Annotated in this window: 10 protein-coding genes and 1 tRNA gene; 6 read left to right on the top strand and 5 right to left on the bottom strand. The window is 60.0% G+C overall.

Features of this window, described 5'->3' with window-relative positions:
• Positions 1-565: extracellular solute-binding protein (locus AC1DSG_RS06145; protein ID WP_477790070.1), on the top strand; the 565-nt coding region annotated here is incomplete at its 5' end.
• Positions 566-787: 222 nt separating this feature from the next.
• Positions 788-862: transfer RNA gene (locus AC1DSG_RS06140), tRNA-Gln, on the top strand.
• Positions 863-949: 87 nt separating this feature from the next.
• Here AC1DSG_RS06140 and lipA read toward each other — a convergent pair.
• The 5 genes from lipA to AC1DSG_RS06115 form a co-directional block, all read right to left on the bottom strand.
• Complete coding sequence (lipA, locus tag AC1DSG_RS06135; RefSeq protein WP_477790069.1) at positions 950-1,933, bottom strand: lipoyl synthase; 984 nt, start codon at positions 1,931-1,933, stop codon at positions 950-952.
• A gap of 175 nt (positions 1,934-2,108) precedes the next feature.
• Positions 2,109-3,365, bottom strand: coding sequence for a serine hydroxymethyltransferase (glyA, locus tag AC1DSG_RS06130; protein ID WP_477790068.1), 1,257 nt, complete (start codon positions 3,363-3,365; stop codon positions 2,109-2,111).
• 41 nt (positions 3,366-3,406) lie between these two features.
• Complete coding sequence (gcvH, locus tag AC1DSG_RS06125; RefSeq protein ID WP_477790067.1) at positions 3,407-3,790, bottom strand: glycine cleavage system protein GcvH; 384 nt, start codon at positions 3,788-3,790, stop codon at positions 3,407-3,409.
• Positions 3,791-4,199: 409 nt separating this feature from the next.
• A complete protein-coding gene (locus AC1DSG_RS06120; protein ID WP_477790066.1) occupies positions 4,200-5,708 on the bottom strand; it encodes a sigma-54-dependent transcriptional regulator in 1,509 nt (502 codons plus the stop codon).
• A 79-nt stretch (positions 5,709-5,787) separates the two neighbouring features.
• Positions 5,788-6,702, bottom strand: coding sequence for a LysR family transcriptional regulator (locus AC1DSG_RS06115; RefSeq protein ID WP_477790065.1), 915 nt, complete (start codon positions 6,700-6,702; stop codon positions 5,788-5,790).
• 151 nt (positions 6,703-6,853) lie between these two features.
• Between AC1DSG_RS06115 and speB the strand changes: the two genes are divergently transcribed.
• From speB to betA, 4 genes are all read left to right on the top strand, one after another.
• Complete coding sequence (speB, locus tag AC1DSG_RS06110) at positions 6,854-7,858, top strand: agmatinase (RefSeq protein ID WP_007942954.1); 1,005 nt, start codon at positions 6,854-6,856, stop codon at positions 7,856-7,858.
• A 28-nt stretch (positions 7,859-7,886) separates the two neighbouring features.
• Positions 7,887-9,395: an aldehyde dehydrogenase family protein gene (locus AC1DSG_RS06105; RefSeq protein ID WP_477790064.1), complete on the top strand. Its 1,509-nt coding sequence runs from the start codon at positions 7,887-7,889 to the stop codon at positions 9,393-9,395.
• Between the two features lie 103 nt (positions 9,396-9,498).
• Positions 9,499-11,067 (top strand): purine-cytosine permease family protein, encoded by a 1,569-nt coding sequence (locus AC1DSG_RS06100; RefSeq protein ID WP_477790063.1) that lies wholly within the window; start codon positions 9,499-9,501, stop codon positions 11,065-11,067.
• Between the two features lie 2 nt (positions 11,068-11,069).
• Complete coding sequence (betA, locus tag AC1DSG_RS06095) at positions 11,070-12,758, top strand: choline dehydrogenase (protein ID WP_477790062.1); 1,689 nt, start codon at positions 11,070-11,072, stop codon at positions 12,756-12,758.
• Positions 12,759-12,808: the final 50 nt, after the last annotated feature.

Raw genomic sequence — 12,808 nt, 5'->3', positions numbered from 1 at the left:
GGATGAAGTACTGGCGGTGGTGCTCAATTATCTGGGCAAGGACCCACGCAGCGCCAAACCGGCGGACCTCACCGCCGCCAGTGATTTGTTGATGAAACTGCGGCCGTACATTCGCAAATTCCAGTCGCAACCGGTGACCGATCTAGTCAATGGCAACCTGTGCCTGTCACTCGGCTACAGCGGGGACATGACGCAGGCGCAACGGACGTCGGACACCGCCGGCAAGAAAACCACATTTCAATACCGCGTTCCCCGTGAAGGCACCACGGTTTGGATGGACACCATGGCGATTCCGGTCGACGCCAAACATCCGGAGTACGCCTATGCGTTCATCAACTTCGTCATGCGCCCGCAGAACATGGCCGCCATCAGCAACTTCACCGGCTACCCCACCTCCAGCGCCAAGGCGCGGCCGAGTGTCGATGCGGCCATGCGCAACAACCCGGACATCTACCTCGATGAAGCCACGTATGAACGGCTGATTCCGGGCAAGGACATTTCCCAATCCGATATGCGGGCGCGCATGCGCACCTGGACCAAGTTCAAGACCGCCACTGCCCAGTGACATACGGCCGGCACTTGGTGCTGGCCTTCACTTTTTTCAGCTACAACAAACAGCAGCACTGTGTGACCAGTCATCAGCCATGGGCTTAATCTGCAGCAGCGCCCGTTGTATCTGAAATAGATTAATGTTAAGTGGCTGTTTTAGAACAAATTTATTTTCTATGGGGGCTTCCCCGACGGCGTGAAAGTTGGTAAATTCCCGCCCACACGTAGCAACTGCTACAGGGGCGTCGCCAAGCGGTAAGGCAGCAGGTTTTGATCCTGCCATGCGTTGGTTCAAATCCAGCCGCCCCTGCCATATTCTGTATAAAAAAACGCCAGAACCTAACCGGTCTGGCGTTTTTTTATGCCCGTCACTTTCTCTCCTGTCGACACGCCTCAGCATTCAAGCAAGCGACTTCGCACCCTGAACCTGTTGGTCCGCATGGTAAGACGAGCGCACCAACGGGCCGGAGGCGACGTTCTTGAACCCCATGCGCAAGCCTTCCTCGGCGAACCAGGCAAACACGTCCGGGTGCACGAAGCGCTGGACGGGCAAGTGGCTGCGCGACGGTTGCAGGTACTGGCCAAGCGTGAGCATGTCGACGTCGTGCTCACGCATTCGCTGCATGACCTCGATCACTTCCTCGTCGGTTTCGCCAAGGCCGAGCATCAGGCCGGACTTGGTCGGTACGGACGAGACCAGCAACTTGAACTTCTGCAACAGGTCCAGTGACCACTCAAAATCCGAACCTGGCCGTGCCGCTTTATACAGGCGCGGCACGGTTTCCAAATTGTGGTTGAAGACATCCGGCGGCTCAGTCGCGGTGATCGCCAGCGCAACGTCCATACGCCCCCGGTAATCCGGAACCAGGGTTTCCAGCTGCACGCCTGGCGACAGTTTGCGGATTTCACGCAGGCAATCGACAAAGTGTTGGGCGCCACCGTCGCGCAGATCGTCGCGGTCCACCGACGTGATCACCACGTATTTCAGGCGCAGATCGGCGATGGCCACGGCGAGGTTCATCGGCTCATCGGCGTCCAGCGGTTTCGGCCGACCGTGGCCGACATCGCAGAACGGGCACCGACGGGTGCAGATGTCCCCCATGATCATGAAGGTCGCGGTGCCACCGGAAAAACACTCGCCGAGGTTCGGGCAGGAAGCTTCTTCACAGACGCTGTGCAGCTTGTGTTTGCGCAGCAGTTGCTTGATCCGGTCGACCTCGGGAGAAATCGGCATGCGCACCCGGATCCAGTCGGGTTTGCGCGGGAGCTCATCGGTCGGGATGATCTTGACCGGAATCCGCGCGACCTTTTCCGCACCGCGCAGTTTGACGCCGACTTGCATTTTGGCCGGGGTGGGGCCGGTTGATTCCACGATTGAGTTCATGTGTATTTTCTTTTTTCGAGAGGGCAGAGGCGGCTACGACAACCTGTCAGTCAGCACACAATCCAATTGTGGGAGCGAGCCTGCTCGCGAATGCGGAGTGTCAGCCGACATCAATGTTGAATGTCAGTTCGCATTCGCGAGCAGGCTCGCTCCCACAGGGACCAGTGGTGTTTGATCAGTCGCGGTAGACCGGGAAGTCACTGCACACTGCAGCGGCTTTTTTCGCGATTTGCGCCTCGACTTCGGCATCGCCGAGGTGATCAAGCAGGTCGCAGATCCAGCCGGCCAGTTCGATGCTCTGGGCTTCTTTGAAACCGCGGCTGGTGATCGCCGGTGTACCGATGCGCAGGCCCGAGGTCACGAACGGGGATTGTGGGTCATTGGGCACGGCGTTTTTGTTCACCGTGATCCCCGCGCGACCGAGGGCGGCATCAGCGTCTTTGCCGGTCAGGCCCTGACGAATCAGGCTGACCAGGAACAGGTGGTTGTCGGTGCCGCCGGACACGACATCGAACCCACGGTCGATAAACACCTTGGCCATCGCCTGGGCATTGCGGATCACCTGCGCCTGATAGGTTTTGAAACCCGGCTCCAGCGCTTCCTTGAAGCACACCGCTTTGGCGGCGATCACATGCATCAGCGGACCGCCCTGACCGCCGGGGAACACCGCCGCGTTGAGTTTTTTCTCCAATTCCGGATTGGCTTTGGCCAGGATCAAGCCACCACGCGGACCGCGCAGGGTTTTGTGGGTGGTCGTGGTGACGACGTCGGCGAATGGAATTGGATTCGGGTACAGACCGGTCGCCACCAGCCCCGCAACGTGGGCCATGTCGACAAACAGATAAGCGCCAACCTTGTCGGCAATCACACGGAAACGTGGAAAGTCCAAGGTCTTGGAGTAAGCGGAGAACCCGGCAATGATCATCTTCGGCTGATGTTCGACCGCCATGCGTTCGACTTCATCGTAATCGATCAGGCCGGTCGCGGTGTCGATGCCGTACTGCACGGCGTTGTAGAGTTTTCCGGAAAAACTGACTTTGGCCCCATGGGTCAAGTGACCGCCATGGGCCAGGCTCATGCCCAGCACGGTGTCGCCGGCTTGCAGCAGTGCGAGGAACACCGCGGCGTTGGCCTGGCTGCCAGAGTGCGGTTGCACGTTGGCGTAATCAGCACCGAACAATTGTTTGGCCCGATCAATCGCCAGTTGCTCGACCACGTCTACGTGTTCGCAACCGCCGTAATAGCGCTTGCCCGGATAGCCTTCAGCGTACTTGTTCGTCAGACCGCTGCCTTGCGCTTCCATCACCCGTTGACTGGTGTAGTTCTCCGAAGCGATCAGTTCGATGTGGTGCTCTTGCCGTGCGTCTTCGGCGTTCATCGCTGCCAGCAGTTCGTCGTCGTAGCCTTTGATCTGGTCGTGTTTGCTGAACATGGTGGTGTCCTGTGTGGAGAGCGTAAAGGGGTTGTATGGCTTCAGGCTTCGGCGGATTCCTGGGTCAGGCGCGCGTAGGCGTCATGATCCAGCAGGTGGTGAATGGCCTCGGCATCGGCCGGTTTGAAACGAAAGAACCAGCCTTCGCCCAAGGGATCTTCGTTGACCAATTCGGGAGCGGTTTCCAGTGTCGCGTTGACCTCGACCACTTCGCCGTCCAGCGGCATGCCAATGTTGCTGGCCGCTTTCACCGACTCCAACACCGCCGCTTCATCACCGGCGCCGAATGTCCCCAACTCGGGCACTTGCACGAACACCACATCACCCAACGCCTGCTGGGCATACGGCGTGATGCCAACGGTGACCAGGCCATCCTGCTCAAGCCGTAGCCATTCGTGATCGACGGTAAAACGCAATTCGCTCATAACAGCTCCTCATTGTTCAGACCCATCCGCTGCTGGTGGCGGATGACGTTTACAGGCTCGTGCGAGGCAGCGAGCGTGGTTGGGAGAGTGATAGCAAGGGTGGTGCCAATGTTGGTTAGTTGTTAAAAATCAATGAGTTGACTTGTTTTTGTGAAAGCCGAGAGGGGTTGTCTGTATTGAAATCAATACGGAGAAGAGGAGGGCGACGAGCAGGGCAGGAAAACACGGGCTCGCGGCAGGCTGTCTTGATATCGATACGATGTAGTGATTTCAAGACAATCCAAATCCCCTGTGGGAGCGGGCTTGCCCGCGATGAGGGAGTGTCAGTCAACATCAATGCTGAATGTCACATCGCTATCGCGGGCAAGCCCGCTCCCACAGGGGATTTGTGTTGTCTGGGGGCCGGGCTTCAGGATTTGGTGGGAATGCCATATTTGCGCAAGCGAATGGCAATGGCGCTGTGGGAGGTTTGCAGGCGCGCCGCGAGCAAGCGGCTGGACGGATAGCTGCGATAGAGCTGCTCCAGCAGGTTCTTTTCGAATCCCTCGACAGCCTCTTCAAGGCTGCCCACTTCACCGTCGTTTTGCCGCTCTACCGCGGTTCTGGCGATGTCCAGATCGTCGATGTCCACCAGCGGGTTTTCGCAAATCGCCGCCGCCCGGAAAATCACGTTTTGCAGCTGACGCACATTGCCCGGCCAGCGGTTGCCGAGCAGGGCGGCAAAGGTGCTCGGCGCCAAGCGGCACACCGGGCGCTGGATCTGTGCGCAGGCCTGTTGCATGAAGTGATTGGCCATCAACAGGATGTCGTGGCCGCGTTCGCGCAGCGGTGGTACTTGCAGGTTGAGCACATTGAGGCGGTAGAACAGGTCTTCGCGAAAGTGGCCTTCGCTGACCATTTTTTCCAGATCACGGTGGGTCGCGCTCAGCACACGAACGTTGACCTTGACCTCGCGATCACCACCGACCCGGCGAAAGCAGCCGTCGCTCAAAAAGCGCAGCAACTTGGCCTGCAGGTAAGGCGACATCTCACCGACTTCATCGAGGAACACTGTGCCCTGGTCGGCCAGTTCCAGCAGGCCGAGTTTGCCGCCACGCTGGGCGCCGGTGAAGGCTCCGGCGGCGTAGCCGAACAGTTCACTTTCTGCGAGGCTTTCCGGGAGTGCCGCGCAGTTCAGGGCGAGAAAGGGCGAATCATGCCGTGCACTGATCGCGTGGCAGGCGCGGGCGACCAGCTCTTTGCCGGTGCCGGTTTCACCCTGGATCAACAACGGCGCGTCGAGCGCGGCCACCCGTTGGGCACGGGCCTTGAGCGTGCGAATCGCCGGGGACTCGCCCAGCAGCGCATCGAACCCTTCGGCATGGTCATGGTGCAGCGCCGACAGGCGTTCGCCGATGCGGTTCGGCTGATACAGGGTCAGCAGGGCGCCTGCGCCGGTGATGGGCATGGCGTCCAGCAGCAACGTCTGACCGCCGAGGCTGACCTCGTGCATGGGCAGGCGAAAACCGTGTTCGATCAACGTGTGTTGCAAGGAAGGATCATCAAACAGTGCCGTCAGCGATTCGCCGGCCGGTTCGCGACCACAGAGGGCAATCAGCGCCGGGTTGGCCAGCAGCACAAAACCCCGGTCGTCCACCGCCAACACAGCGTCGGTGCTGGCGGCCAACAAGGCATCGAGCTGCAAGCTTCGCCGTTGTCCCGGAAGGATGTCGACCATCGTCACCGCTTGCACGCCCTGCACGCCGAGAAAGGCCTCGCGCAACTCTTCCAGCACCTCGGCGCCGAGGGTTGGCGCATCGATGTAAACGTTCGGCGGCACCATCTCGACGGCGTCCAGATTGAACCGGCGCCCACCGAGCAGGGCCAGCACTTCCTGGGTGATGCCGACGCGGTCGATGAAGGTGACGTGGATGCGCATAACGGGCCTGCAAGGGTGGTGAGCGGGGTGGCTGCGTCAATCAGTATGCCGGGCGCTGCTCCGGTGTGGCGAGCGGATCTCAGTCTTTGGCGTTTTTACGCGAGCTGGCCGCCAGGTCCTCAAGGAAGGCCTGGAGGATCGGCRGCGGGGCGGTGCCGCGTCGGGTAATCACGTCAAATGGCGACATCAACTGCAGGCTGTTCGGCGCCAGTTGGTGCATCTCCCCGGTCTTGATCCACTGCGCGGCGAAGTGCGCCGGCAGAAAACCCAGGTAGGCACCGGAAATCAACAAAATTGCCAGCGCCTCGATGTTGTCCACGGTCGCGGCGGCTTTGCTGACACCCAAATGTTCAAGGTCGTATTGCTGCATGTAGCCGCGCACGACAATGCGGCTTGCGGCAATTTCTTCCAGCAGTTCGTCACCTTCGGCCTTGCTGCCATACAGCGGATGCCGGCGCCCGCAATACAAGCCAAGGGCTTCTTGGTATAGCGGGGTATGCAGCAGCCCCGGCACATGGATCGGGAAGTGCCCGATGGCCAGGTGCAGTCGGCCGTCGAGCACCCGTTCTTCGAGTTCGGCGGGGGCGCCTACGTAGACGTTGAGGTGCACGTCGTGCCCCCSGGACACGAAGCGTTGAGTGGTGCGTGGCAGCGGCGAATCGGGGTCGGTGATGGTGGTGTCGATGATCCCGAGGTTGAGCTTGCCGCTGATGTGCTGCTTGAGCACGTCGGCGTCCATGCAGAAGTTCTCCACGGCCGACAATAGCCGCTGAGTCGCTTCATGAATCGCCACGCCTTGCTCGGTCAGGCGAAACCCGCTGCGTCCGCGCTGACAAAGTTTGACCCCGAGCCGGGTTTCCAGATGCGTCATCTGTTCGCTGATCGTCGACTGGCCGGCATTCAACGCCGCTTGCGCGGCGCTAAAGCCCCCGCACCTGACAATCGTGGCAAACACCCTGAGCAACTTCAGATCGACATCGTGTAGCTGAATCACCTTGGACCTCCCACGTGTGGATGCATCGGCAATGCCGATATGAGTATCTGATGTTTAGCATTTTTTCCACGAAAACCTGCGCCCATAGTCAATCCAACGGCGGTCGCCTTGCAGTCCGCCCAGCCGATAACAAAAAGTGGAGAGGCTTGAAATGTCGAATAACGGTTATGAATCCGGTCGCCTGAACCTGCCATTCGTAGGTCATTGCACCTTTGGCAAATCCCCGGTGTGCACCGATTGGGATGCATTGGATGCCGACGTCGCGGTACTCGGCGTGCCCAACGACATGGGTACCCAGTGGCGCTCCGGCGCACGCTTCGGGCCACGCGGGATTCGCGAAGCATCGACGCTGTTCTCCTTCGGCCACGCCGGCGCCTATGACCACGAAGATGACGTGATGTATCTGACCGCCGCCGACGTGCGCATGGTCGATGTCGGTGACGCCGACATTGTGCACACCGACATGGTCACCAGTAACGAGAACACCGAATACGCCGTGCGCAAGATCCTCGATGCCGGCGTCATGCCCGTCGTACTCGGCGGCGACCACTCGGTTCACGCCCCCGTCATCAAAGCCTTCGAGGGCCGCGGCCCGATCCACATCATCCACTTCGATGCGCACCTGGACTTCGTCGACGAACGCCACGGTGTTCGCTACGGCCATGGCAACCCGCTGCGCCGCGCCTCGGAAATGAACCACATTGTCGGCATGACCCAGATGGGCATTCGCAACGTCTCGTCCTCCAACCGCGATGACTATGAAGCCGCCCATGCCGCCGGCTCGAAAATCCTTTCGGTACGTGATGTCCGCCGCCTTGGTGTCGAGGGTGTGCTGGCGCTGATCCCGCAAAACATCAACTACTACATCACGATAGACATCGACGGTTTCGACCCGTCCATCGCCCCGGGCACCGGTACCCCAAGCCACGGTGGCTTCCTCTACTACGAAGTGCTGGAAATCATCCAGGCCCTGGCCAAGCGCAGCAAAGGCAACATCGTTGGTATGGACCTGGTAGAGGTTGCACCGGTGTATGACCCGAGCGGTATGACTTCGATTCTGGCGGCGCAACTGCTGCTCAACAGCATTGGGTTCATCTTCCATGAGCGGGCTCAGGCGAAGCACGCCGTGAGCGAAACCACCACGGCTACGGCGTGAACTGACCGCCGCACAGAGGGCATGAAAAATGGACGCGAGTGTTAAGCAGTACCTGCAAAAATTCGGTGTATCCGAAGCGACCCAGACCTTCCTCAGCAAGGTCCAGAAAATGTTCATCGGTGGCGCCTTTGTCGAGGCCAGCGACGGACAGACTTCTGACGTCATCGAGCCGTCGACCGAGGGCCTGATCACGCGCATTCCGATGGGCACTACCGAGGACCTGGACCGCGCCGTGCAAGCCGCTCGCGCTCAGTTCGACGGCGGTGCCTGGAGTCAGGCCAAACCGGCGGAACGTGAACGCCTGATACAGCGCCTGGCGGACCTGGTTGAGCAGAACGCCGCAGAACTGGCAGAAATCGAATCGATTGACATGGGTAAGTCCGCAGCGTTTGCCAAGGACGTCGATATCCAGGGCACGGTAGATACCTTGCGTTATTTCGCCGGTTGGGCGACCAAGCTGCACGGACGCACCGTAGAACCTTCGCTGCCGGGCAATTACCTGGCCTATACCCGCAAGGAAGCGGTGGGTGTGGTCGGCGCTATCGTGCCGTGGAACTTCCCGTTGCAAACCATGGCCTGGAAGCTCGGCGCCGCGTTGGCCACCGGTTGCACCGTGGTGGTCAAACCCGCTGAACTGACTTCGCTTTCAGCCCTGCGGTTTGCCGAACTGGTGCAGGAAGCCGGGATTCCCGACGGCGTGATCAACATCGTCTCGGGACGCGGCAGCGTGGTCGGCGCAGCGATGGCCACGCACCCTGGCATCGACAAATTGACCTTTACCGGTTCAACCCCGGTCGGTCGTACCGTCGGGCGTGCGGCGCTGGACGAAATGAAGCGACTAACTCTGGAACTGGGAGGAAAATCACCGGTAATCGTGTTAGCCGATGCCGATATTCCAGCGGCGGCGCAAGCGGTCGCCAACGGTGTGTTTTTCAACTCGGGCCAGGTGTGCGACGCCGGTACACGCGCCTATATTCATCGCAGTGTTTACGACGAATTTTTGCGCGAACTGATCGCCTACACCCGCACGCTGAAGATTGCACCGGGCCTGGATCCAGACTGTTTCATTGGCCCGTTGGTCTCGGCATTGCAAAAGCAGCGGGTGACCGAGTACATCGAAACCGGCAAGCAAGAAGGCGCCGAACTGGTCTACGGCGGCCAGCCAGTAGATGGCCCTGGCTTCTTCGTCGAGCCGACCATCTTCGCCCATTGCCGCAACGACATGCGCATTGTCCAGGAGGAGATCTTTGGCCCGGTGCTGGTCACCGCACCGTTTGACGATGAGGAAGAGGCGCTGGCCCTGGCCAATGACTCGCTGTACGGCCTGGCTGCCGCGCTGTACTCCAATGACCTGGGCAAGGTGCACAGCCTGATCCCACGGTTGAAGGCCGGTTCGGTCTACGTCAACGCCCATGGCACCCTCGACCCGTCGATGCCGTTCGGTGGCTACAAACAGTCCGGATTCGGCAAGGACCTGGGCGCCGAGCAGCTCGATTACCTGCTGGAGACCAAAGCCGTCTGGATCACGCTTCCCTGAGTCATGGCTGACTCAAACCCTGTGGGGTTCGTTCCCACAGGGGCGTCGTTCACCGAAAGAACGCAGTTATCTCGTCATGATCTTCCAACAATAAGAGACAATCATGAATACTGACGCCAAAGCCGCACCCAGCGTGTCGCTCCTCGACGGCAAAACTGTCGTCGAAAGCCACTCGATCGACTTCATCCCGGAACACGAACGCACCGACAAACTGTCCAGCCAAGGCCCGTTCTGGTTCCTCGGCAATTTCACCTTCTTCACCATGACCATCGGCTTCGTTGGCCCAAGCGTCGGTCTGACCGCGCTCTGGACCACACTCGCCGGCACGCTGGGCATTATGTTCGGCACCCTGTTCATGGCGTTCCATGGTTCCCAAGGCCCGCACCTGGGCTTGCCGCAAATGATCCAGTCCCGTGCACAGTTCGGTTATCGCGGTGTGATCCTCGTGCTGCTGGCGACGCTGTTTGTGTTTGCCGGATTCAACATCGTCAACCTGGTGTTGATGATGCAGGGTTTGCACACCTTATTCGGGTTCGAACCCTGGGTGATTGCGGTGGCAGTGACGGTACCGGCGGCGATCCTCGCGATCCTCGGTCATGACTGGATGCACCGCAGCTTCAAATGGGCGTTGTACCTGTCGATTCCGCTGTACGGCCTGGTAACGCTTGCGGTAATGATGGGCTGGGTGCCCGATGCCGTGATGCCGGCACTGGCTGCCGGTGAAGTGGCTCCCGTGCCGCTGGGCTTCAACTGGACCGGTTTCATCGCCCAGTTCGCCGCGGCGGCCAGTTACAACATCGCCTACGCCCCGTACGTGTCCGATTATTCCCGTTACCTGCCGAAGAACACCTCCAGTGGCAAGCTGATTGCGGTGGTGTTTTTGGGCGCTTCGTTATCCGGTGCATGGATGATTTCGGTGGGTGGCTGGTTGGCCGATCACCTGCATTCCACGGATGTACTGGTCGCCCTCGGGCAAGTCGGCAACACCGTTTCGCCACTGATGGGCACGGCGGTGGTGGTGATTACTATCCTGGCGTTCCTGCCGGTGATCGCGATGAACATCTACAGCGCCAAACTGACCACGCTGACCTGTGTCGATTCCATCAAGCACATCGAGCCGACCCGCAAGGCACGCATTCTGGCGATCGGTTTTGTGATCCTGCTGCAACTGGGCGTGGCCCTGAGCATCCAGAGTTCGGGCAAAGGCTTGTCGGTGCTGGGGATCTACCTGGTGGTGATGCTGTACTTCCTGGTGCCTTGGACCTCGGTCAACCTGACGGACTACTTCTTCGTGCGCAAAGGCCGCTACGCCATCCCGCATTTCTTCATGCCCCACGGCAACATCTACGGCAACTGGGGCCTGCGTGGCATCGCCGCGTACGCCATCGGTTTCATATCGATGATCCCGTTCTTCTACATCTACGACGGCGTTGAACAGCGCGAAGTCTATGTCGGCCCGCTCGCCAAAGCCCTGGGCAGCATCGACATCGCCTGGCTGGTCGGGCTGATCGTTTCGGGGCTGGTGTACTACTGGTTCAGCCGCTCGATCGACCTCAAGCGCGAAGAAACCGTCATTCAGCACATCGAAAAAACCTCTCCGCAATACACCACTGGCGACTCGCTGACCTTTCGCTCGACGCCTGTTTTCAACGAATCGGAAGCCGGGAGATAACCATGGCGACGCAAAAATACGACTACATCATCATTGGTGCCGGCTCCGCGGGTTGTGTGTTGGCCAACCGCTTGAGCGAAGACCCGGCCACCTCCGTTCTGGTACTGGAATTCGGTGGCAGTGACCGCAGTGTGGTGATCCAGATGCCGAGCGCGTTCTCGATCCCGATGAACACCAAGAAGTACAACTGGCGCTACGAAACCGAGCCAGAGCCGTTCCTCAACGGGCGACGCATTCACTGCCCACGGGGCAAGGTGCTCGGCGGCTCGTCGTCGATCAACGGCCTGGTCTATATCCGTGGTCATGCCTATGACTTTGACGAGTGGGAATCGCTGGGTGCCCAGGGTTGGGGCTACCGCAATTGCCTGCCTTACTTCAAACGGGCAGAACACTATGAAGAGGGCGGCGACGGCTATCGCGGCGGCACGGGGCCGTTGCACACCACCAACGGCAACCACATGAAAAACCCGCTGTATGGGGCGTGGGTGGACGCCGGTGCCGAAGCTGGTTACATCAAGACCGAAGACTGCAACGGTTACATGCAGGAAGGGTTTGGTGCCATGCACATGACCGTGAAAAACGGCGTGCGCTGCTCCACGGCCAACGCTTATTTGCGCCCGGCCATGGGCCGTCCGAACCTGACCGTGATCACCCACGCGATGACCCGGCAGATCATCCTTGAAGGCAAGCGCGCGGTCGGCGTCATGTATGACCACAACGGCGAGACCCATCAGGTTTATTGCAACCGCGAAGTACTGATTTCTTCAGGGCCGATCGGATCGCCGCACCTGTTGCAACGCTCCGGAATCGGCCCGGCCGAAGTCCTGCGCAAAGCCGGGATCAGCGTGCGTCATGACCTGCCTGGGGTAGGGGAGAACCTGCAGGATCACGCCGAGGTGTACATCCAGTTCGGCTGCAAGGAACCGGTGACGCTCAACAGCAAAATGGACCCGCTGAGCAAACTGATGATCGGTCTGCGCTGGCTGCTGTTCAAGGACGGCCTCGGCGCCACCAACCATTTCGAGGCCGGTGGTTTCATTCGCTCGGACAAGGGGCTGCGTTGGCCGGACATCCAGTTCCACTTTCTGCCGGCCGCCATGCGTTACGACGGCAACAAACCGATCAAGGGCCACGGCTTCATGGTGCTCACCGGGCCGAACAAACCCAAGAGCCGCGGCTATGTGCGCGCCCGTTCGGCTGACCCGTACGAGCATCCGCAGATCCAGTTCAACTACCTGCAACGCGAAGAGGACCGCGAAGGATTCCGCCGCTGCATCCGCCTGACCCGGGAGATCATTGGCCAGAAGGCCATGGATCGCTTCCGCGACGGCGAAATTGCCCCTGGAGCAGAGGTGACCAGCGATGAAGAACTCGATGCCTTCGTGCGGGAAAACCTCGAAAGCACCTACCATCCTTGCGGCTCGTGCCGCATGGGCGAGGACGACATGGCTGTGGTCGATTCCGAGTTGCGTGTGCATGGCATTGCCGGGTTGCGCGTGATCGACTCGTCGGTGTTCCCGACCGAACCGAACGGCAACCTCAACGCGCCGACCATCATGCTCGCCGAACGGGCCAGCGATCTGGTGCGCGGGCGCAACATGCTGCCGGCCTCGGATGCGCCCGTCGGTCTGGTACAGGATTGGGAGACCAGCCAGCGCTCGTCGCTGCCAGGACGCAACGTCCGGGTTTAGTGGCGTCGGGTTTTACTCAGAAACAGTCAGATCGATGGCGTATCGGTCTG

The organism is Pseudomonas sp. P5_A12, assembly GCF_056400685.1.
Note: the sequence above shows the minus strand (reverse complement) of the source record. Positions and strands in the feature narration are given on the sequence as shown.